Origin of the sequence: Halalkalicoccus subterraneus (assembly GCF_003697815.1) — an archaeon.
Classification (GTDB): domain Archaea; phylum Halobacteriota; class Halobacteria; order Halobacteriales; family Halalkalicoccaceae; genus Halalkalicoccus; species Halalkalicoccus subterraneus.
Genome location: NZ_RDQG01000039.1, coordinates 64,939 through 87,802, shown reverse-complemented (window position 1 = coordinate 87,802; position 22,864 = coordinate 64,939). Strand labels below are relative to the sequence as shown.

General features: G+C 53.8%; 18 protein-coding genes and 3 pseudogenes. 13 read left to right on the top strand and 8 right to left on the bottom strand.

Annotation, left to right across the window (positions count from 1 at the left end; translation table 11 throughout):
* Positions 1–358: pseudogene (locus EAO80_RS11095) on the top strand (ferredoxin--NADP reductase); the annotation flags it as partial.
* A 110-nt stretch (positions 359–468) separates the two neighbouring features.
* Positions 469–792 (top strand): quaternary ammonium compound efflux SMR transporter SugE, encoded by a 324-nt coding sequence (gene sugE, locus EAO80_RS11090; RefSeq protein ID WP_122089957.1) that lies wholly within the window; start codon positions 469–471, stop codon positions 790–792.
* Between the two features lie 109 nt (positions 793–901).
* On the opposite strand, the gene EAO80_RS11085 is transcribed toward sugE, so the two are convergent.
* Positions 902–1,738 (bottom strand): bile acid:sodium symporter family protein, encoded by an 837-nt coding sequence (locus EAO80_RS11085; protein ID WP_122089956.1) that lies wholly within the window; start codon positions 1,736–1,738, stop codon positions 902–904.
* Between the two features lie 261 nt (positions 1,739–1,999).
* Here EAO80_RS11085 and EAO80_RS11080 point away from each other — a divergent pair, with 261 nt between their 5' ends.
* From EAO80_RS11080 to EAO80_RS20815, 5 genes are all read left to right on the top strand, one after another.
* A complete protein-coding gene (locus tag EAO80_RS11080) occupies positions 2,000–2,632 on the top strand; it encodes a trimeric intracellular cation channel family protein (protein WP_122089950.1) in 633 nt (210 codons plus the stop codon).
* 232 nt (positions 2,633–2,864) lie between these two features.
* Entirely contained in the window at positions 2,865–3,869 is a 1,005-nt protein-coding gene (gene trpD, locus EAO80_RS11075; RefSeq protein WP_122089949.1) for an anthranilate phosphoribosyltransferase, read from the top strand.
* 353 nt (positions 3,870–4,222) lie between these two features.
* Positions 4,223–4,909 carry a nitroreductase family protein gene (locus EAO80_RS11070; RefSeq protein ID WP_122089948.1) on the top strand — a complete coding sequence of 229 codons (687 nt, stop codon included), beginning with the start codon at positions 4,223–4,225 and terminating at the stop codon, positions 4,907–4,909.
* 300 nt (positions 4,910–5,209) lie between these two features.
* Positions 5,210–5,491 carry a C2 domain-containing protein gene (locus EAO80_RS11065; protein ID WP_122089947.1) on the top strand — a complete coding sequence of 94 codons (282 nt, stop codon included), beginning with the start codon at positions 5,210–5,212 and terminating at the stop codon, positions 5,489–5,491.
* Between the two features lie 550 nt (positions 5,492–6,041).
* The gene (locus EAO80_RS20815) at positions 6,042–6,551 is read left to right on the top strand and encodes an HTH domain-containing protein (protein WP_368280533.1); all 510 of its coding nucleotides are present in this window, start codon (positions 6,042–6,044) and stop codon (positions 6,549–6,551) included.
* A gap of 666 nt (positions 6,552–7,217) precedes the next feature.
* Here EAO80_RS20815 and EAO80_RS20385 read toward each other — a convergent pair.
* Entirely contained in the window at positions 7,218–8,546 is a 1,329-nt protein-coding gene (locus tag EAO80_RS20385) for a sulfatase family protein (RefSeq protein WP_122089946.1), read from the bottom strand.
* A gap of 352 nt (positions 8,547–8,898) precedes the next feature.
* Here EAO80_RS20385 and EAO80_RS11050 point away from each other — a divergent pair, with 352 nt between their 5' ends.
* Positions 8,899–9,321, top strand: a complete 423-nt coding sequence (locus EAO80_RS11050; protein ID WP_122089945.1) for a universal stress protein — start codon at positions 8,899–8,901, stop codon at positions 9,319–9,321.
* A 66-nt stretch (positions 9,322–9,387) separates the two neighbouring features.
* Here EAO80_RS11050 and EAO80_RS11045 read toward each other — a convergent pair whose 3' ends face one another.
* Positions 9,388–10,725 (bottom strand): MFS transporter, encoded by a 1,338-nt coding sequence (locus EAO80_RS11045; RefSeq protein WP_122089944.1) that lies wholly within the window; start codon positions 10,723–10,725, stop codon positions 9,388–9,390.
* An 810-nt stretch (positions 10,726–11,535) separates the two neighbouring features.
* Here EAO80_RS11045 and EAO80_RS11035 point away from each other — a divergent pair.
* Positions 11,536–12,648, top strand: a complete 1,113-nt coding sequence (locus EAO80_RS11035) for a DoxX family protein (protein WP_122089942.1) — start codon at positions 11,536–11,538, stop codon at positions 12,646–12,648.
* 134 nt (positions 12,649–12,782) lie between these two features.
* Complete coding sequence (locus EAO80_RS11030; RefSeq protein ID WP_122089941.1) at positions 12,783–13,259, top strand: halocyanin domain-containing protein; 477 nt, start codon at positions 12,783–12,785, stop codon at positions 13,257–13,259.
* Between the two features lie 98 nt (positions 13,260–13,357).
* On the opposite strand, the gene EAO80_RS11025 is transcribed toward EAO80_RS11030, so the two are convergent.
* Together EAO80_RS11025 and EAO80_RS11020 are read right to left on the bottom strand one after the other, a co-directional pair.
* Complete coding sequence (locus EAO80_RS11025) at positions 13,358–13,891, bottom strand: DUF488 domain-containing protein (RefSeq protein WP_122089940.1); 534 nt, start codon at positions 13,889–13,891, stop codon at positions 13,358–13,360.
* A gap of 177 nt (positions 13,892–14,068) precedes the next feature.
* A complete protein-coding gene (locus EAO80_RS11020) occupies positions 14,069–14,434 on the bottom strand; it encodes a group I truncated hemoglobin (protein WP_122089939.1) in 366 nt (121 codons plus the stop codon).
* A 965-nt stretch (positions 14,435–15,399) separates the two neighbouring features.
* Between EAO80_RS11020 and EAO80_RS11010 the strand changes: the two genes are divergently transcribed.
* A complete protein-coding gene (locus EAO80_RS11010) occupies positions 15,400–15,975 on the top strand; it encodes a class I SAM-dependent methyltransferase (RefSeq protein WP_211330690.1) in 576 nt (191 codons plus the stop codon).
* A gap of 283 nt (positions 15,976–16,258) precedes the next feature.
* Here EAO80_RS11010 and EAO80_RS19740 read toward each other — a convergent pair whose 3' ends face one another.
* Positions 16,259–17,134, bottom strand: a complete 876-nt coding sequence (locus tag EAO80_RS19740; RefSeq protein ID WP_162993977.1) for a hypothetical protein — start codon at positions 17,132–17,134, stop codon at positions 16,259–16,261.
* Between the two features lie 520 nt (positions 17,135–17,654).
* Here EAO80_RS19740 and EAO80_RS10995 point away from each other — a divergent pair.
* The gene (locus EAO80_RS10995; RefSeq protein ID WP_211330689.1) at positions 17,655–19,397 is read left to right on the top strand and encodes a cbb3-type cytochrome c oxidase subunit I; all 1,743 of its coding nucleotides are present in this window, start codon (positions 17,655–17,657) and stop codon (positions 19,395–19,397) included.
* Positions 19,398–19,723: 326 nt separating this feature from the next.
* Positions 19,724–19,927: pseudogene (locus tag EAO80_RS10990) on the top strand (IS5/IS1182 family transposase); the annotation flags it as partial.
* A 911-nt stretch (positions 19,928–20,838) separates the two neighbouring features.
* Here EAO80_RS10990 and EAO80_RS10985 read toward each other — a convergent pair.
* Positions 20,839–21,291 (bottom strand): pyridoxamine 5'-phosphate oxidase family protein, encoded by a 453-nt coding sequence (locus EAO80_RS10985; RefSeq protein ID WP_122089935.1) that lies wholly within the window; start codon positions 21,289–21,291, stop codon positions 20,839–20,841.
* A 289-nt stretch (positions 21,292–21,580) separates the two neighbouring features.
* A pseudogene (locus EAO80_RS20810) lies at positions 21,581–22,541 on the bottom strand (tryptophan--tRNA ligase); the annotation flags it as partial.
* Between the last annotated feature and the right edge of the window lie 323 nt (positions 22,542–22,864).

Sequence of the window (22,864 nt, the reverse complement as noted above, 5' to 3'; positions counted from 1 at the left end):
GATCACGCCAATGATCGCGATGCTCAAACAGTATCTCGAGGTCGGCACCGGTGAAGTCCATTTCTTTTACGGTGAGAAAAACCAGGAGAACATTATATACCGCGAGACCCTCGATCAGCTCGCTACCGAGCACAATCAACTCACGGTGGTCTACTCGCTGTCCGACGAGAGCTGGAATGGTCCAACCGGACACGTTCAGGACCATCTCGACGACCGCCTCGACGGGCTTGACAGGGATTTTTACGTCTGCGGTGTCCCACAGATGGTCGTCGATACCAAGGAGCGTCTCGATGAGTTGGGTGTTCCCGACGACCGTGTGTTCTCCGAAGGATGGGAAGATGGCGAAGTCGAGAACTAGATAGCAGTCTCTCACTCCAGAGAATGCGTTAGGTTTCGATAGAAACCTACCATCGATTCGGTAGGTTTGCAGAAGATATAGTTCGACTGAATGAGTAGATGACACTTGAAATGTCGTGGCCCCTGTTGATACTGGCTGGATTGTTTGAGATCGGATGGGCGATCGGACTCGAATATTCAGACGGCTTCTCAAAACCCATTCCGACGCTCGGCACTGCTGTTGCCCTCATCATTAGCATGATCCTGTTGTCACAAGCAATCAAAGACCTCCCGATAGGCACGGCGTACGCTGTCTGGACTGGTATCGGCGCTGTTGGGACGGCTTCGCTTGGAATTGTCCTGTTTGATGAACCTGCAACCCTTGCTCGGATAGGGTTCATTAGCGTGATTCTCGTCGGTATCGTCGGTCTCCATTCCGTTTCCGGTGGCCACTAAATACCTACTGTTGTCGAATATCTCGTCTGAAACATAGATAATTTCATCTAGTACTCTATACCCACGTCAGATAGCGAAGTAATCGGCCACGATTCTATCCCGTTCCGAATCAGACAGTTCGGTACTTCCACATTCCAGCAAGTAATCCTGAGAGAACGACACCTACAAACGAAAACGCGATGACAACCATCAGAACGTCTGGATCGGAAAAGCTGGTGGTAGCAATGAAGAGCGCAATTGCGGCATTTCGGGCAGCGGTCGTCGTCGCCAACACTTCTCGCGTGTTTCGTTTCGGTCCGCCGAGTACGTACCCAAGCAGTAACGACGCACCGACAATAACAACCGAAATGAACAGCGTTCCTGTACCGACAAGTGTGAGCATCTCATCAATATAGACAACTACCAAAAGGACGATCAGGAAGAGAAACGAGAGATCAGAGAGTCGTTGTATTGGTGGATACAGCCAGCGTTTTGCAGAAGCGGAATAGAAATCAAGTCCGATTCCCACCAGTAACGGGAGAAGCTGAACAACGAAGATCATCCACCCGATTGCAAGGGGATCTACGGTAACGTTTCCGGGTAGAAACAGCCCTAAACTCACGGGTATCGTCACAACAGAAACAATCCCGAGAACAGCCATCAAACCGCTTGCAAACTCGATATCACTCTTCGATATTTCCGCAAACTTCGGGCCAAAGGGAGCTCCAGGTGCTACAGCGATCAGTACAACTCCCGCTGCATATCCCGCCTCCACGGGAACAGAACGGACGGTCAAATACGCAAGCAAGGGGATGAGCCCAGTATTGACCAGCAATGATTTTGCCATCAATCGTCGTTCTCGGAACACAGCCAGTAACCGAGCAAATGACAGTTCCATTCCGATAGAGAACATCGTTAGGAGGACAAAGATCGTCGTAGCAAACTCGACAACTGTGCTAACGGACATCTCTATCATGTAATGCTCACGATCCGATTGGAATTCGAAACGCTACCATTTGTGCTCTCCTGTTTTTGTGTCCAGCGGAACTCCAGCTACCAATCAAACGGATTCCGCCTATCCCAAATCACCTAGTCTAGCAGCAATGTCCATGGAACTACACTCATGGTGGTGATCACTCTGAAATAGAGTGAGAGGCGTGACGCGTTAGCGAGGCAGAGAGAGCCGGAGACGAAGCGCTCATCAAACTCGTTATCCTGCCTTGAATCAGTGACACAGGATATCGTCGACGCACTGTTCGTTGATCCATTCGCCGTGATGAACACGATCGGACTCATCGCGTTCGCACTGGTTGGCGCGACCAAAGCGATACGCGAAGAGTTCGATATGTTCGGGGTCACAGTGGTCGGCCTCGCCACAGCATTCGCTGGCGGGATGACCCGTGACATCCTCGTTAACCGGGTTCCGCTTACACTCAGTTCACCCGTTGAGATCGGTCTCGGCTTGTTCGGTGTTGGGCTGGCGATCGGGGTGAGTGCTGTACTTGAGTCAGCCGACACGCATCCACTGACATTACTCTCAGATGCGATCGGGCTCGCTGCATTTACGACGACAGGCGCCATTGTTGCAACGCAGGCCGGTATTCCAGCGTTCGGTGTCGTTGCGATTGCGACAATCAACGCCGCGGGAGGGGGTGCCGTTGCCGATATCCTACTGGATCGGTCACCGTTTATCTTGCTCGACGATTTCTACGCCAGCTGCGCGGTACTAGGTGGCAGCGCATACTGGGTTGTCGTCACTACTGGTGGTTCGAACGGAATCGCCACAGTCGTGTGTGCAGTGACAGTGATTGGAACTCGAATCGGTGCACTCGTCTACGGTTGGTCGCTCCCAACAACATAAGTACTGAAACTAACACTGAGTGCATTGTTAGAGATACATGAACCGCAGTATGACTCGAGCAGTCTTCTCTGCCGGATAATCAATCGGTTGCGGTAGCCATTCATAGAAGAAGGTCGGTACATCGATGGAATTCTGCCGGAGAAGCGCTATTACTGTCGAGCGATAATCTAACCAGTCGATAGCGGTAGATTGATATGATCCAGTATCCTTCCTTGTACTATAAAATACACTAATGGACAAAATTGTACATCATATTGCTCGCGTCTGCGAGGGTGTGGACCTTGATGCCGAGACGACTCGCGAGGTGACACACCTCCTTTTCGAGGAAGCAACCGAGACACAGATCGGTGCATTGCTCGCTGCCCTCCGGACGAAGGGTGAAACAGGAGCCGAGATTGCGGGATTTGCGCGAGGGATGCGCGACGTAATGCGGACAATTGACCCCGACCGCTCCCCGCTGGTCGACACCTGTGGGACGGGCGGAGATGACTACGATACAATCAATATCTCGACGACGAGTGCAATTGTTGCAGCCGGTGCGGGTGTGGCGGTCGCGAAACACGGGAATTACTCGGTGTCTTCATCCTCTGGCAGTGCCGATGTCCTCCAAGCCGCGGGGGTCGATATTGACGCCGAACCACGGGGAGTAGAGACGATGATCGAAGCGGACGGGATCGGGTTTCTGCTCGCACCCACATTCAACCCGGCCATGAAGCGAATGATCGGCCCCCGGCAGGAACTCGGTGTCCGCACGGTTTTCAACATCCTTGGTCCACTAACGAATCCCGCCGGCGCGGAAGCACAATTGGTCGGTGTTTACGACCCGGATCTTGTACCAGTCGTAGCTGACGTGCTCGCTCGATTGGCCGTTGACCATGCTCTGGTCGTACACGGGGCAGGGCTGGACGAAATTACTGTACACGACGAAACGATCGTCGCCGAAGTATCGGGTAGCCATATCGACCGATATCGGATCGAGCCCGAAGATCTCGGTGTCGAGGCACACGATATCGAGGCAATCGGCGGCGGGACGCCCGAAGAAAATGCGGCCAATCTCGAACGTATTGTCACCGGCGTTGAGACGGGCGCGAAACAAGACGTAATCCTCGCAAACGCAGGGGCGACGATATACGTCGCTGGTCTCGCCGACTCGTTGGAAGCAGGTGTCGCTCAAGCCCGCACAGCAATCGACTCAGGCGCCGCAGCCGCCAAATTTGATGACTTGCGTGCCGATTAGCTACTGGCATTTCTCCGTCCACAGAGGGTAGTTTTTCACATGCATTATGTTATAACATCCCGTGTGTGCCTGAAATCGTCTTGGAAGACGTCTCTCGTGAGGAAGCGGTCGGCAGTCCCTCTACCGATATCGTTGGCATTGTAATGAACACCGGTCGCCCGTCATGATCGAAAACCAGCATCAAGCGACGGATCATAATCATCCTGGCAAGCGGCTCACTGAGTCAGCTGGAAAGGATGCTGGCTTCACGATCTGGATAGCCGAAGAATTCCATTCGCTCATAACACCAGTGTAACCACGTGTCGAGAGTGTTAGCGAGCATATATTCCCTTAGAGTCAAACTATCGAATAGAGTGCAATCTCAGACCGAAACTGACGAAGGTAGTACCGATAATGATCAACGAAATAGTGCAGCTGACGCAACGTTCCCAGCGACACTCGAAGCCATCCGGACGCGACGATCAGGGCACAATTTTGACTCCGATACTGATCTTGATGAGCAGACACTTGAGGAATTAATCAGGGATGCCACGCTCGCTCCCTCTTCGTATAATCTTCAACCATGGGAATTTGTTGCTGTTCAGGAAGCCGACCGAATCGATAAGGTTGTTGAGCTTGCCTATGGCCAAGAGCACATCCGAGAAGCAGGGACAGCTATTCTCGTCGTGGGTCATACTGCACCTGAGACAGCAGATCGGGTGTTCAACGAGTGGTTTGAGGCTGGGCGCATGGACGAGGAGGCAGCCAACCAGACCAAAGACCAGACCGTCGGAATGTACGCCGACGACCGTATGGGCCGTGACTACGGTATCCGGAATGCGAGCTTAGCCGCTGAAAACCTTCTGCTCTCTGCACACGCTCGTGGACTCACGGCCACACCCATGATTGGGTTCGATACCGACGGTCTCGCCGAGTTCCTTGGACTCCCTGAGGACAAGATACCAGTCATGCTCATCGCAGTTGGTCCGAGCGGTGGCGACGAGCCCGATCGTCTTCCCCGGCGCGATGTCAGCGATGTCCTCCACCGCGAGCAGTACTAAGCTCAACCAACTACTCTCACTCTGGCTCCATTGGTTGTCCTGCTAAATCGATGGTTTCCACCACTCACTGGACTAGCTAGCTTCTCTCAGCACCGATGATAAGAAGCAGGATTAGTCTCAGAGATGCTGTACTTCGTCGAACAAAATCTCCTGATAGTGATAGTTGAACCGCTGTCCGCTTCACTTTTACTTGAGTAGCTGACTACATACACGATTAAAGAGGAAATACTAATTATATCGCCGTCCCTTATCTGCAGCAACTGACTAGAATCGAACTACACCGTCTTCAAGTAGATCAGTATGCAAAAACCGACGACCGATGAAGAACTCCAGGCTGCGCTGACAGACGATCGCTATCGGATTCTCGAAGTGCTTGCTGAACATGACGAACTGCGCTCAAGTGAAATCCGAGACCATGCCGAGATCCCAGACGGAAGTAAGCACTATCAGCTCTCAATTCTTGACTCGTGGAATCTCATCACGCCTGTGGGAACCCAGTACGTTGGCGAACATGAAACAGGGATTCCAGCGACACTCTACACGCTGACCGAAGAAGGGCACGCCGTTGTTGAAGAGTCCTGAGCGTATAGACGCCGATAAGGTCAAACGATGCCTGTGAGGAGCTGACCATGAGAATTTGCTAGGTTGAGTAGTTCAGAGTCGTCCGTTACAACCACCGTACTGAAAAAGGGCATTACAGTGTCTTCCAAACGCTATTGCTCTCTCCGGAGCGTAGCTGACTGCTCTATCCCAATAATGTTGGATATTATAAGATTCTAAGTGATCATCGCTCAAGAGTATAGTCGAGACGGGGGTAGGACCCAACCCCGTCGAACCAGCCTGTACAACGCCACTCAAATTCCAACGTCATGAATTCCCAACAGCCCATTTCCGACCAGTCCGAAGCGACTGTCGAGCCAGTACCACCTAGTTTGGACTCAAGTACCTCAAAGCTCGTGTACGTGTACTTATCGAGCAGTGAGTCAACAACGATCGACGAACTCCACGTAGCGCTCAATGTTGAAAAGCTGACGCTGTACCCAATCTTAAATACACTCATCGCCGCGGATCTCGTCACCCAGTCCGAGGGCAGATACAGCTGTCAGAACCACTCGATAAGCGAGCTAAGATCATGACCGCTACTGTGCCTCGTGCTGTCGTACGGCTGCGAACACTCGTCCCTAGAGGAATCAGTCCAATCCACTCCGACGTTATCGACCAGCTTCAAGAGTTCAAGACGGAAGGAATAATCGCTGACCTTGATATTGACACTTGGGGATCGTCAATGGGGATGTCCGTTTCGAACGATCGAGATCCCACCGGAACACGAAAACTACTCTCCGAGTTCGAACAATGGGAAGATATCCATAATTGTACCCTTAGTCCCGCTTTTGGGCGCTCTGACACCAAATCAAGTGATGATGGCAACACCGAAGATGGCACCTACACCACACTACCGCTACTCTGTCTAGCGGTCTATAACGATACAACGGTCCAGGCGGTCTATCCGCATAGGACTAGCGAAGAAGTTCGTACGATCTACGATGGACTTGCTGCGCTCGAAGCAAGAAAACCAGCTGGAGAGCAGATAGAGGTCGCATCAAGCGAGAAGCCAACGGCAACGGGCACATACTCGCATTGATAGCTGTAGCTAATGACGAGCTCTCCGCTTTGGTTTCCGTCCTAGGTTTTCAATCGATTTACGCGACAGAATTGTTGAGTAGTGCATTTCCTCAACCAATCTTCGGTGGCGTGAAAATACCCTACCGGAATGATCGCGCTCAGTGATTTCGAGATTAGTCGCAGCAGTATAGGGAGTATCCCGGCGGAGAAACTTCGACCAGCGCCAGCACAACGGGTCAAACATCCACTCTTCGTGATACACCATTTCGTAATCGACGGCGACAAGGCGACCATCAAGAACCATCCCCTCTACATCCATTCGTTTCGTAGACGACGGCAACCAGCCTCTCTCGCGAAGCCGACGACCTATGTAGCGATTCGCGTGGTATGAGTTCCGAACCTCGAGGTCATCATATGGGTGATCAGCCGGTAATGCACCGAGGTCGTCGCAATGTTCCATGAGCATCCATCCTTGAGACCGGTTGACATCGACAATCGGGCACAAGAGGTCATCGTAACGCCGAGACGGCCGAGTGCACGGGATAGCGCCCCCTCAACGGTTTCGACGCCGGCTGGCGCTGGAAGCCATGGGAGGAAGGGCCGTCGTAGGCGACCCAAAAGCACGCATATGGGCGGATGACGGACCAACTGGATATCCCCCTCGACTTCGGTCTCAACTCGGCGACTATGCCATCATCGCTTCGAAGTCACCCGGTGGAACCGACCCCGAGAGCAGCGGATCGTCAGTAGCCTCCATCCACTCTTGGAGTTCCTCGCGCAGGCGCTCGGTCGTCCCCTCATATTCCGCCTCACCAGCGACGTTCTCGCGTTCGTGGGGATCGACATCGAGATCGTAGAGTTCCTCGTAGGGACGGTCGAGCTGTTCGAACTCGTCGCGGACCTCCTCGCCTGCGGGACTATGGCTAACGTCGTGGGGGAGATAGACTTCGGGCAGCTGCCAGAAGTTGCGGACATACTTGAACCGGCGAGTACGGATCGTGCGTACCGGGTTGTAGGCGTCGTGCCATGTCATCCCCGCGAACAGGCGCTCGCGGGCGTCATGCTCCTTTCCACGCAGCAAGGGGAGAAAGCTCCGTCCTGAGACCTGCCCAGGGACCTCCTCGTCAACGAGATCGAGGAGCGTCGGCAGCACGTCGACGTTGCTGATCATCTCATCGTGGCGCATCCCAGGCTCGATCGTTCCCGGTAGGGACGCAAGCAGCGCGATCTCGATGCCGGGATCGTAGACCGAGCCCTTCGCGCGGGGCATCGCTAGTCCGTGTTCGGTCGTAAAGACCACGAGCGTCTCCTCTCTGATCCCGGTGTCCTCCAGTGCGTCGAGGACTCGCCCGACGCCGCGATCGATTGCCCGCACCATCCCCTGGGCGTCAGCGAGATCGCGTCGGATTCCGGGCTCATCGGGAAGATAGGGCAGCGTCTCGACAGCTCCGGGATCGGCCGACTCGTAGCGGTCGTCCGCGAAACGGAACTGGCCGTCGTCGGCCTCGAGGCGGTGGAGTTCGAAGAAACCGAGCGAGGCGAAGAAGGGGTCCGCGAGGTCACCGTCCCCGAGGCGGTCGGCGAACCGCTCGCTCACCTCCCGGGCACGGTCGGTCTCGTGGACCGAGGGCGGAACGTCCGGCGAGAGGTGTCGCTCGGAGTGGAGCACGTCGAATCCGAGTTGGTCGGGGTGCTCGGTAACGTGCTGGAGTCCGAACAGGTGGGTCTCGTAACCGGCCGCCGAAAGGTACTCCGGCAGGAGACGCTCGTCGTCGTTCAGCGTCGGTTCGTCGTGGGCCAGTCCAACCAACCCGTTCTCGTGGGGATGTCTGCCGGTCTGGAGGCTTGCACGGCTCGGCGAACACTGGGGTGCGGTGGCGAAGGCATTTTCGAAGACCGCGCCGTTCGACGCCAACGAGTCGATCCGCGGCGTGTCGACGTCGAAGTCGTAGCAGCCGAGGTAACGCCCGAGGTCGTGACAGTGAACGAGACAGACGTTCGGGTGATCGGACACACCGATCGTAATCGTTCCGGCCCTGAAAACTCCCTTGATATGGCCTGAGAATCCGGGATCCGGCACATAAGGGAGATGGAATCTGTGGGAACATTTCACTATAGATAAAAAACGTCATTGGCAACAATTCTCATCGGTTTTAACTCACTCCGCCATGGCCGAAATACGATGTCAGCTATTGACTTTACAGCAAATCAGAAAAACAGTCTCACAGCATTCGGAAACTTACACCAAGACACAGAAGCCGCAGTAAAAGGGGAAAGCGATAGCCGAAAAAGTCAACCGAAATGATTGATGCACGTCTCTACCATTACGGCCCTAGACTCTTACCGTTCGAACGATAAACGTCAACATGGACCAACAGATTCTCGTCCCGTTCGATGGATCGGACGAGTCCGAGACCGCGCTCAATCGGGCGTTGGAGGAGAATCCGAACGCTGAGATCACAGTGCTCAACGTTCTCAGTTCAGCGGAGCTGGCCTACGGGGGCGTTCAGGGCAGCGCGGCCGAAAGCCTGACCGACGCCCAGCGCGAGGAGGCCGAGGAGCTGTTCGAACGAGCCCAAGAGCGGGCCGCTGCTTACGACGCGACGGTTCAGACCGCGCTCGAAGTTGGCACACCAGGTGAGGTGATCGTCGAATACGCCGAGGAGAACGCCAGCGATCATATCATCATGGGCAGCCATGGCCGGTCGGGACTCTCGCGGATCGTCGTCGGGAGCGTCGCCGAAACGGTCATCCGGAACGCGTCAATGACAGTGACCATCGCCAGATAACCCCTCACCATCCGTCTCTCGTCGTCGAAACGACCTGCCCTAACCGAATTCGACGGCCCATCAACGTCAGTGCATCGCCGACTCATCGGCGGCCGCCGAAGCGTCCGGACCGACGAACTTCAGCGCGATCGAGATCGCGACACAGATCGCACTCAGAACGGCGATGACAGCGAATCCGCGCGCGTAGCCGATCTCACCGTAGACGTCGACGAACACACCGAGAATCGGGAGCACAGTGAGCGTCCCGGCACCGCCGATCCCGCCGATCCAGCCCGACGCTCCGCCGACCGCCTCGGGAACATACTTGGGAACGAGCTCGAAGACTGCCGCGTTGACCACGCCCATCCCGGTGCCAAGCACCATCATCCCGACGAAGGAGGGGATCACGGCCTCGGAAAACGTGGCGATGCCCGCACCCAGCACCATGATAGCGAAGCTCACAGAGGCGACGTCCTCGCCGCCGAAGCGGTCGCTGAGGCTCCCGCCGGGAATCCTGACTAGCGAGCCGTAGGTAACGAAAATCGCGGCCAGTAGTCCGGCCGTCGTGAGCGTCATTCCGTGGAAGGCACTCCAGTAGGTCGGATACCACGTCGAGAGGGCGGTGAACCCGCCGCCATAGGAGACGGTATAGAGAAAGACCAGCACCCAGGTCCACTTGTTCGTGGAGGACTTCTTCAGCGACTCCTTGGTCCCTCCGGAGGGAAAGACCTCCTGGCCCATCTCCTCGGCGCGACTTTTCGCTTCCTCAACGTTGAGACCTCGTTTGAGAAACTGGAAATAGTACGGATTCGCGCCATAGAGAGCATAGAGGCCCGCGGCAACGACCATGAACGCAAGCCAGCCCGCGTACGCAAATGTCAATCCACCGATCCCGATTGCCACAGGAATAGCGAAGTTCATCATACCCGGACCGACGTTGCCGGCACCGCCGAAGGCACCCATCGCGAATCCCTGTTTGTCCTCGGGATACCAGTAGGACGTCTGGGCAATCCCCACGGAGAACGTCGCGCCGCCAGCACCCGCTAGGATCCCACAGATCAGGAGAGGGACGTAGAGATGCGATCCGAAGTTATCGGGATAGAACAGGGCAAGAATAGCGACCAAGCCGGCTATTCCCGTAATGGTGATCGCGAACAGGATCAACAGTGGCTTCTTCGCACCGATCTCATCAACCCACGCGCCAAAGGGCACTCGAAGCGCTACTTTGCTAATGTGGGGCGAGGAGAGCAGAATCCCCAGTAGAGCACCCGAGATTCCGAGCGCCTCCTGAAACGTCGGCCCGGCGACGCCGTAGAAGACGATCGTGGTAAGACCAGTGAAGAAGGCCAGCGTCGCCATTACCAGACCCCGTCTCGGATTCCCTTCGATTCCGTGTTCGTCTCGCAACTCGTCGTTCTCTGTCATCGGCGATGTCTATCCCTTCGCGGCCCTTAGTGATTGTGAATTTGAATTATTTTCGGAATTATAATTCCATAGACGGTCAATTAATTCCGCCATAGCTGCGTGTAGCTCCGACAACGAACGATCGAAATACGGACAGTTTATATGAAGTCCTCAAACAGGCATGGGGCGACTCAGCAGAGACACAAAAGGGATTCAGGAGGGTTCCCCGTCTTACGATCAGCAGACCAAGGTGACAGGGATATAGACGGAAATGAAATGAGACAATCGGACGAACTGATACTTTTCACGGATACAATACAGGAGTAGACCAACGAGAGCAGGACGAAGACTAGTTTCTCATCATGGTGAACCGATGGATCGTCGCCGTTCTCTTTTCGGCCCCGATGTGTTTCCTGTTCGTTCTGCTCATCTCGTCGGTCCAAGCAACGTTGGGAATGTCTTGGAACTCCAGTTGATTAGCAGTGTCTTCGGTTCGGTGATCATCGCCGTCGCCACCGGCGTCTCCCTACTCGAAGCGGTCGGACAACGCACACGAACGCTCGAGGACCACAATTGTCTACCGCTACTCTTCGTCGTCACCCTCAAGCACAGCCAGCTGACCCTCGTTGTTCGCGTACTCGCCACCGAGCGGTACTCACAACAGATTAGTTGTGAGAGTGAAATCAGACGATAATCATCGGACGAAGGACTTCTCACCGACGGGACGATCCTTGTATTCCACGTTCAATATCTGGGTCGGACAGTTTCCAGTGAGACAGAAGGCTACTCTCGCACCTGGTTTTTAACACTGGGGCTCAAATGAGATAGCTCATGAATATCAGTCGTACACGGTCAGCCGTACGGGTCGGTGCGATCCTCCTCGGCGTTTCGCTGGTTTCCAGTGTCGTCGCCGGACACGTAGAATACGTCGGTGATGGAGAACGGGGTGACCCGATTGCGTTCCTCATGGAAGCGTTGTCGAATCCAGTCGTGGTTGCTGCGCTCACGGCTGGCGGTATCGGGGTTGTTGCTGTGATCGTGTTGTACCTGCGCCTTCGACCACTCACCCATGATATTGCCGTATTTCGGCAGGTAATGGTGAGCTATAGTGATCTAGTGCCGTGGCTCCTCCGACTTGGATTCGGACTTCCGCTTATCGGTGCAGGCTTTGCGGGGTACTTCTTCGCCCCAATTGTTTCACCGACTCTTATCGGTAGCGTGCCATCACGACTGTTCCAGATCGGCCTTGGATTCTTCCTCTTGTTCGGACTAGCGACTCGCGCCGCCGCACTAGTCGGACTGGGAGTATACCTACTCGTACTCCTCACACAGTCAGAATTGTTGTTTTCGCTGGAATGGATTCCTGGATTCATCGCGATCGCGCTTGTTGGGAGTGGGCGCCCGAGTGCTGATCACACCCTCCAACAGGTTGCCGCCGCGGACGGAACGTTTTACGGCGCGATTGATCCGATCCATCGCATAGCCCATTGGCTAGCCACTAGACTGGAACCGTACCGACGGTATCTTCCGACGATCATTCGGCTCGGAATGGGTGCCGCATTCGCGTTCCTCGGACTGGCTGAAAAGCTGCTTGCGCCATCACTAGCATTAGGTGTGGTCCACCAGTACGGATTTTCCGAAGTGACGCCAATTCCACCCGAGCTGTGGGTACTGGGTGCAGGACTCTCAGAGTTAGCTCTCGGGATAGCACTATTTGTTGGGTTTTTCACTCGTGCGTCCGCACTGACCGCGCTGTTCGTATTCACGCTGACGCTGTTTGCTCTTCCAAACGATCCTGTACTCGCGCATATCGGATTGTTTAGCCTTGCCTCCACACTGCTAATTACCGGTGCCGGCCCGTATGCACTGGATAACTTGCTCGGCGCGACTACCGACAGCGACCTGCACTCTTCTTCTGAGGTAGTTGACCAGGGTCTAGACTAGTTGGACGGCGGTCCCCAGAAATTCCTTTGGGTCACCGTCACGTCATCCGAGCCCGGCGACTGAGTGGAGAAGGCTGGAACGGAGCCGTCGCTGCCACCTTTATCGGTGATGGGCTCTATTCGTCCACATACATCATGACCGATATGAACCGACGCGCGTTCGTCAAGGTTGCTGGCGTCACAGCTCTTGCGCCGGCCGCCGCCGGGTGTTCGGGCAACGGAAACGGAAGCGGGAACGGCGACGGCAACGGCGGGAGCAGTGACGTGCCCGACGAACTCGACGAGTACCTCTCGAACGCCAACGAGTACGACGGCACGATCGCCGACCACACTGGCGAGGACGAGGTGACCGTCGACGTCGGCACGGGCGACAACGGGTTCGGGTTCTCCCCGGCAGCCATCCGGATCGACACCGGTACCACCGTCGTCTGGGAGTGGACCGGCGAGGGCGGCGCCCACAACGTCGAGAATGAGGACGGCGAGTTCGAGAGCGATCTCTACAGCGAGGAGGGCGAGACCTTCGAGTACACCTTTGAGGACTCGGGGAACTACCGCTACTTCTGTAACCCGCATCGCTCAAACGGCATGCTGGGCGGCGTCGCGGTCGAGTAGGTACTCCTTCGTTTCGGGATCTAGAAGATGCCGAGAATAAACTCAAGACTCCATGATGACGGGCATGACGTCCGAAAACACAGACTTCACGTAGTAGATCACGATCCGTCATCGATTGCTGGATAAATAACGTCTCCATCGTGAATTTCTGCGAATCGCGTTATGTCGTGTTCATTGGCGCGGTCAGGACCGAAGATATCCATGACCTCGTAACCAGCGGCGATCAGCCAATCAGCGATGATCCGTCGGTGGCATCGCCAGTACACTGCCTCGGCACACATGATCACTGGCGTGTGCTCTTGAGCGAACTCGATTAGGTCTTCGAGAGCGTTCTGAAACTCCTCACAGAGTGCGTGATCAGCATAGGCCTGAAAGGAACTATTCTCCCAGCCGATGTTGGGAGAATCGGTTAGTGGGCTTGACCGTCGGCCACCGAGTGCCTCGAGATGCCGGTACTCGATTTCGTGTTCCGCCAACGTTTCAGTGAGGGTATCCGCGTTAAACTGTGGATTATGCTCGGAACCAGGGAAGCGACGAACGTCAACAACGAGATCTATCCCGTGTGCTTGTAACGCCGAGAGAAATTCCTCTATCGAACGCGAGGAGTGGCCGATGGTGTAAAACTGAATCATATGCTAGATGAGAGTGTAATCCTGGTAGTTCTTGTGGGAATCACTAATAGCGTCAATCTCCTCGCTCCAAGATCGATCTTCGTAACCACTCTTTAGGATTAGAAATTTGAGTCATCAGTCACTGGTTGGAAATATATTACAGCTAATATCCTTAGACTCCCGTTTTTATAGCGGAATCTATACACCAACGATAGCGGAACGATAGCTTTCAATCTCGGTGAGAACTTGCTGGCGGTCGTTTTCAGCTACATCGTATGTTTCCAAAGATGCGTCTAAATGGTCTGCCACAACATCAAATTCCTCATCAGTAATTCCCATTCCCTCATGAGCCTCTCGCATGTCCGCACCATCATACTCAACTGGTCCACCCGTAACGGCAGCAATGAACTGTGCTTGGTGCGCCCGAAGTTCGGTCACGTTGGTATCCTCGAAATGATGTGCAACTCTCTCATCGCTCAGTATTCGGTCATAAAACTCATCGACAACAGCATCAATAGCATCTTGGCCGCCTAACCGATCGAACAGTGGTTCACTAGCAGTCATCAACGGGATAGACTACCGTTTCAAGTAGTATGATACTTATGAGAGATAAATAACATTACCCAAGCAAATCTCACTGAACTGTGGTTGAACTCGGAGGGGGCCCATGTGTACGTTGGAAGAGAGATCTACTGCGTGTGGACAGTAACTTAACGGTTCCTGCCTTCGTCGGAGAGCCATCTTCTATGGAGCTAATTGACTCTCATTCGCCTTCGAACAAGGACCACGAAACAATTCCTTGTCTCGCCTGTGGGCAAGAAACAGAGATCCAGAGGAGGTGCATAGCCCTATTTATTATCGACCACTATGCGATAGTTGTAATGCGATCCGATTGAGTAATGACAACAAAGTACTGTGAGTATGAGCCGGTACTCTACCTGTAGAAAGAATTCTACAGTAAGAGTGACTCTAATCTGATCATCCTTTGAGCGTACACAATAATTCAGTGAACAACATAACGGCGAGTATCGTATCTGTCGATACACTCAGTACTGTTCTATCGAATCTACAAGTGTGTCCACGTCGATTCGCACAGTCGACCGAGGTGCCTGGCTCAGTGTGAATGGAAACCGCGAACTCGGCATAAGTGATCTCTGGCCACTCGCTCGGTCAGACCTCTGTGAGTGTCACGTAACCGATTTTCTCGCGGAGGGATTTGCTGAGATCGGCGTTGATCCCCCAAATATTGAAGCTCGATTCACAGGTCGATGTATAACGTGTGGAACCGAAGGAACGACTGGCTGGCTCCTCCTTGGTCGAGTAGTCAATCCAGCTGATGGAGACTTCCTAGGTGTCGATCCGGATCACATCCATATCCCAGACAGACAGACAACGCTTACAACGTCGGAGTAGTCAACCGGGGAAACACTCGTTAACGTAGTAGTCGAGAGTACACTACTCAACGGATCATGAAAAAGCAACTAACACGTATTGGTAAGAGACTCGTATGTATCGGGGGACTGGCTGCCGTGGCCTACGCCGTCTGGTGGCGGAAAAATCCGTCAGCGTGTCCGTACAGTCAGCGCTTCTGGTTAAACTTACCCCATCCATTTGTTACCCGGTCTAAACTGCAAGAGCTCCTTGAACCGAAATCACATCAGCGAATCCTCGAAATCGGACCCGGAACTGGCTATTATAGTCTCCCCGTTGCTCAATGGCTTGGACCGGATAGTACACTCCATATCCTTGATCTCCAGCAGGAGATGCTCGAACACACTGCTACTCGAGCAAACGACCAGCAACTCTCGAATATTATCCCAACGCAAGGCGATGCACAGGCACTCCCCTATTCGGATGATGTATTCAATACTGTCTACCTAGTTCTCGCGCTCGGTGAAATTCCCGATCAACAGTCCGCGCTACGAGAAGTATACCGTGTCCTCAAGCCAGGAGGCCGACTGATAATCGGCGAGGCCCTTCCCGATCCTCATTGGGTTCGGTTTGAGTCGCTCCAAGAGCGTGCAGAGACGATAGGGTTTGTCTTCGAACGCAGACTCGGTGAAAAGCGAGGGTATTTCGCTCGTTTTCAGGTTCCAGAAGACTGACGTGCTGCGATCAGAGGTTCATTTAGTGGATCAAGACTGGCGAACGGGTCTCAGGTAACCAATCACTCTAGAATGGAATTCAGGTAATTTCTGGCTGAACGTGGCAATTTGTCTCCAACTAGTTGTCTTGATTGACAATCCCAAACGAATGTACTCGAGTTCGATGATTTGAAGGTTGTCAACGAGCCGGTTGATGACCGGTCTGGAGTCCTCTCTAAGCTCTTCATCAGAACGCCACCTCCGTTGCCATATTCAGCATGTTCATCTAGAACGAGAAATATCTCTATCTAGTGAATACGGTGATAATCAGGAATGCATACAGGAGTGTATCGCCGAGCGTTAGCAACTGCCCTAGTGTCGTCAGCAGTGGTATATTACCGCCCAACCCGATGACTTGGACGAGCAAACCGCTCACAAGTCCAGCGATCGAAATGAGTGCGGTACGATTCGACGCTCCTCGAACGGTTCCGGCAGCCGGCGGATAGAACTGATACGAAATCCCGATAATCGTGAGCCCGAGGAATCCGAGGGGATTCAGACGGAGATGTACCAGTACCAGTGCCGACGACTGCTGATTGAACACAAACCATAATCCAATCACAACCGCGACAACGCCGCTGATCGCTCCGGCCAGAATACCATAGAACCCCACACGCCGGCGCTCTGACTGGATGAAGAGAAGTCCGACTCCAATAGCGAATCCAGTTACTGCAATAGCTTCGAGGAGCGCTCCGAGCTGAAACCAGAAATTGCCTCCGAAATGAGTAGCTAGGAGTATTGGTCCGAGCGTTCCCGCAGGCAGAACCAGTACAACGAGCATTCGCGGTGGAGAAGCGACCAAAAATCGAGGAAGGGGTCGAAATCCGAGTGTAAATATCAGCAATCCGGCTGTACCTGCCCCCAGCAAGTGCGTTACTCGAGGAGGATATCCATCGTAAAGCAGAGGAAGGCCTGTGTATATCGCGAGTGTTTCGTATGTTCCAATGATCAGATAGATAAATGCGAATGGAATGAATCCGTTCGCCAAGCGATCTATCGGCTGTCGCTCGATATTTGTTTTTCCTGTTGCGGTGTCATAACCAGTCAGGTTGCTGCGAATCGTCCAGAGAAGTGACCCTATAAACACACCGACCCCCAGACTCCACAGGATAGTTCCCACTGATCCAAGCCACGGTGGCCCAATCTGAAGTGACGTTCCGACGAGCCCACTTGTGCCGGCCACAACAAGTGGGAATTGGACCACTGGAACGTGTGAAAACTCGAGGAATTGATCAAAGCAGACTATGAGGCCGAAGAAGTAACACAGTTAGCTGAGAAGATCAGGAACGGCTAGGCTGTTGGCTGATGCATGGGACGGAGCCAGAGGTCGATTCGACGAACATCGCGGAGAGTGGGCTCTGTCTGAGCAGGTAGTGATGCGGTAGATCTTCGGCAGACTCCGGTCCGCTTCCAAAGCTCGGCCGCAACCTTCTCGTGTTCCTAGGAGCGTTCCCGAACGAACCGTTCAACCCTTTCCTGATCCGCGTGCATTTTCTGTAGCGATGTCGGTGGTTATGTAACTCCCGAGGCCTGCTGCGCCCCGGAGATACTGCTACTGGATCAGTCGATTGATGTCAGACTGCCAGAGTAATCTGGCATTGGTCCTAACAATTATGATCATTGATAACAAGCGTCCTACTATGCAAATAGATGAACAAATAGTGCTGACCATCTTAATGGGACTACTCTTAGTGATAGTTGCCGGTTGGATCGCCCGTCTCGAGAACTGGCGATCATATACACCACTCACCAGCGCAGGTGGACGTGCAGTCGACGGTACTAGTTACGAAACAGGAGAAAAACCAGACGGACTCGTCCGTTGGCTGACAACGGTCGATCACAAGGATATCGGTATTCTCTACGGTATCTTTGCTACGATTGCACTCGTTATTGGCGGTCTCTCTGTCGCGTTGATGCGGACAGAGTTGTTCAGCCCAGAAACGGTCCTTCTGGAGGTGACGACCTACAACGCACTGATGACGAGCCACGGCATCACAATGCTCTTTCTGTTCGGGACGCCAATGATCAACGCGTTCGCGAACTACGTCCTTCCGCTTCTGATCGGCGCCGACGACATGGCGTTTCCCCGCATCAACGCCATCGCGTTCTGGCTGCTGCCGGTGGCGGGCACACTGATCTGGAGTCCGTTCGTCCTGATGTCACTCGGTATCGAGCCCGCCCAGACTGGTTGGACGATGTACCCGCCGTTGTCTCTCAACCAGAGTGCCCTCGGAATCGACTTCATGTTACTGGGATTGCACCTATCGGGGATCAGCGCGACGTTGGGTGCGATCAATTTCATCGCAACGGTTTTCACCGAGCGCGCGCCAGACGTCGGCTGGGAGCGACTGGACATCTTCTCGTGGACGATGCTCGCCCAGTCTGGGATGGTCCTCTTTGCGTTCCCGCTTCTGGGTAGCGTCCTGATCATGCTGCTGCTCGACCGGAACCTCGGGACGACCTTCTTCACCGTCGAGGGCGGCGGACCGATCCTCTACCAGCACCTGTTCTGGTTCTTCGGCCACCCCGAGGTCTATATCCTCGTGCTGCCACCAATGGGACTGGTAAGCCTGATCCTGCCCCGGTTCGCGGGCCGGAAGCTGTTCGGCTTCAAGTTCGTCGTCTACTCGACGCTGGCGATCAGCGTGCTTTCCTTCGGTGTCTGGGCCCACCACATGTTCACGACCGGCATCGACCCCCGAATTCGCTCGGCGTTCATGGCAGTGTCGCTCGCCATCGCGGTGCCGAGTGCGGTGAAGGTGTTCAACTGGACCACCACGCTGTGGTCGGGCCGTCTCAGATTGACGGTGCCGATGCTGTTCATGCTCGGGTTCGTTTCGAACTTCATCATCGGCGGCGTCACCGGCGTCTTCCTCGCGTCAATTCCCATCAACTCGATCCTCCACGCCACCTACTACATCGTCGGGCACTTTCACTACATCGTGATGGGCGCGATCGGGTTCGCGCTCCTAGGGGCCGTCTACTACTGGTTCCCGCTGGTCACGGGCCGAATGTACCAGCGCCAGCTGGGCCTCATCCACTTCTGGCTGAGCTTCATCGGGACGAACGTGACGTTCTTCGCGATGATCCTGCTTGGCTACGGCGGCATGCCCCGCCGATACGCCGAGTACCTGCCCCAGTATGCGACCCTGCATCAGGTCACGACGATCGGCGCGTTCCTCATCTTCATCGGCGGCGTCGTCTTCCTCTGGAACATCGTTCAATCGTCTTTTGAGGGGCAGGTTATCGAGAATGGTGATCCATGGCAGCTCCAAGAGAACGGGCTTATGACTAATGAATGGGTCTGGCTCGAACACAAAATTGATACTTCACTGGCTGACGGGGGCGAGGATGAGGTAACATCGACAAACAATAGTGGATGATTTTAAAATAGACTACCGATGATCCGAAATCGACGAAGAACATCGATTCGACCGATGCTAGCTACCATAAAGTCGGCTAGAGACTCTTAGAGGAAAATATAAGTCCAAGTTCGACAGCAGCGCACTTCTACCACGGAGATCTCTATCCTCGAACAGTTGGAATACCTACATTGGTAACCACAAGCGGATACTATCGGAAACTACCCAAGTCCTTCTTGAAGGAGAGGATCCCAGTTGCATGGCACGGCCTGTATCACGACGGAATACAATCTGGAGCTCGGTTGAAATCCTCGGAAAGTTACAGATTTATCCTGTACTTCCACGAGATGAACGCCCTCCCGAAGTCGCAGATTCTCCGTTTCGCTGAGAAGGCGATTCATCTGGCACGCCGAGCGGTCTCTCGATACTCCTCGAAGATTTCCACACACCGCTATATGCCCCCTTAGCATGTTGTTCTGCCGGGTCTCAAAGTTCGGAAGAATACGACCTATCGTGGACTGCTTGATGAACTGATCGAGATAGGGAGGATTATGATACGGGGTGCGGTCGGAACCCCCCGTGCATACGAGAGCCAGCAGACGACGAACGTGCCTATGGGAATTGCCCGGAATGCGCTGATTGCTTCGAGCGGCACCTTAGTATCGTCAACGACGAGTGTTCCCACCGTTCGGTCAGCATGACCACTCGTCGGAAACGCTGCGGTGAGAACGAGCGGAACCCAGATAGCGATGAACACCGCGAACGGGGCCACAGGATGCAACTGCGCCTTCCAAGGAGGACGAGTGCGCCAAACACGCTCCCGATTACGAGCCCCCGCCGCGAGTATCGGTTCCACAATGGGTCAGTGAGATTTGTATCGAGTAATGCTGGAAGATAGCGACGAGAAAACAGCGCCAGTACCGCCAAGGCAACAAATCCAACTGCTCGAGCGAAGTTACCATCCAACAACGCCGATACAACCAGCCAGAGTAATAGCCCACCAACGAGTATACCGACGCCACCGAAGATACTGGGGCCCACATATGCGAGGGTCTGTAAGAGAAGAGAATCCGTCACGTCAAGTTCCCAGTTAACTGTGGCATCATCTGCGTCTGAAGTACCCTATACCATCAGTTTACCTATGAGAATCCTGTTTACAGAGTTAAACACACTACTGGTGAAAAACTTTAGATGAGCAGACCATTCACCCGAAATGAAAGTCAAGGATTACCGGAAAGCTGTTCGAACACATTGAAAACGACCTTCGGAGGAGGTTTGAGTCTGCGATATTCGCACTCTTCAGCAACCGGCTGTTTCATATTGTGTTGGATCTGAAGAATAGGATTTCAACAGGGCTAAATTTGGAGAGTCCATCATAACGCGGAGAAGGACCAGCCTTGTGGAAGCCCCGCCACTACGGCGAGGAGGATATCACACGGTTTGAAGACGGTTCACCAGATCGCTATCCTTCGCTCTGTTGACCCGTTACTTCGTCGATTTGTAGCTCCCAGCCTTGGAAGTCTCGCATGGGCTCGGCCTCAGAGAAAAGACTCGGATACCACGCATTGTCCTCGATCGCCGTCTCAAGCTTACTCCACTCGTTATCGCCGATTACACGAAGTGACCCAGATGCGATCACACTCGTCCAGACATGTTTTGAGGTGACGTCGGAGACTGTTAGACTTGCACGTTCAGTCTTCTCGGCGAACTGCTCCTTCTTGCTCTGTTCGCCCGCACGAAGGAATACAAAGTAACAACTATCCTTGCCATCGTATCCAAACGAGACCGGGACTCCGTATGCCTCTCGCCCGTTGGTGAGCGAGAGTATGCCTATACCCTGCTCACGAAGGAATGTGTCGATTCCTTGATCGTCCATTTCAATGCCCTCAAGTTTTGCGAATGTCTCTGATGTCATTGGATTCTACATCGAGAGCTTTGATCGCCAAGTCAATAACCTTACTCACGGTTTGAGATCCGGTATCTGAGTACCTGGTGTATCATCTAAGATTAAACGTATTGCTGTTTTACTAACTAAGTCAGATGGTATACCCGTCCTCGTTCAACGCTCGGAGGTGGACAATTTTTTGGAATTGCCCTGGATGGACTGAGAACGCGCCGCACTCCACCGTATCGATTATCGGCTTGGATAATACCAGTGAGCAGTTTACGATGCTCTATACCAATTCACGTGGCGTTTTTCGGGTTTACCAGATGAGTCTAAGCGATGGAGTCTGGAAACTATGGAGGGATGGTAGTAAATCCTCAGTGTATCCTAGTCGTCGACGCGCTGTCTGGCGTTCGTTCGCAGTAAGCCGATAGGGTCGTAACTCCTTATATAGTGAACCGAGTGCAGCGCGTCGCTTCTGATGGCCTTCAAGGAAGTCAGCTATTTTCGTCGCTGCGATCTCTTTGAGCTCACCACTCAACAGCGTGCCATCGCGATACTCACGCGCAAGCTGCTCGACTCGTTTGTCGCTTTCCTCAAAGAAGTAGTACAGGAACTGATAGGGAACGTCAACCTCGGGGTTCCCACCATGCTCTCGGTGGGCTTCTACACTCGATTGGCCACCGGAGTACGCGTAGGTCCGAATCTTCTCAAAGGCTGTCTCACGGTCATCCGAAAGCAGGATGCTCGGTGTGTCACTCGAGGAACTCATTTTCCCTGGACCGTCAAGACTCGGCAGGAATTCAAGAGTAATGCCCCGGCTTCATGACGTCGTAGCGCTGCTTGGCTGCAATGTCCCGACAGAGACGGACATACGGGTCCCGATCGACTGCAATCGGTACCAGTGTCGAATGTGGCCCCTCGACCAGTTGCGGTAAGGGGAGGTGCGTTGCTTATATCGCCGGATAGAACGAGAGCCCGATGTTCTCCGGGGTTCCATAGGTTGCGTTCACTGTTGATTGGGTTACTTCGGTCACGAGCGCCGCTGCAAGTGGATAGATAACATCTGCATCCGCCGTGTCGATGATGATGCGTGTCCGATTCGGATCAAAGCCGACAGCAAGTATCTCACGCAGGTTTTCCCGAGTGTATGTGTTGATTTCGGCTATCGATTTATCCTTCGCGAAGTATTTCTCACCGTCGGACAGCGGGATATAGACGAGTGCCCCGGTCTGATCTTGGAGATACTGTGCGAAGTAAAACGGAGCGATATGGCCGATGATATCGACCATCCTTTCCCACTGTATCAAGTATTAGCATAAAGATTGGATGCTTGTCTTTGCAAGCATTGTCAGGTAACCATTGAGAGGGTAGATCCCTGTGTTGTCCATCGATTCATTATATAGAATTAATCCGGTTGACACTAGAGCAACGTTCCCTCTAGTAGGAATCTCTCATCGGATGGTATTGCATTCGGCCTGTAACAAGTTGCTTCCAACCAGATTCGAGTAGATCCTGTTGATTTTTTCATCCCGGTAATGAAGACATTTACCTTCCGTATAGGGTGCTTACCGAACTAGCAAGTAACGAGCTTCTATGAACA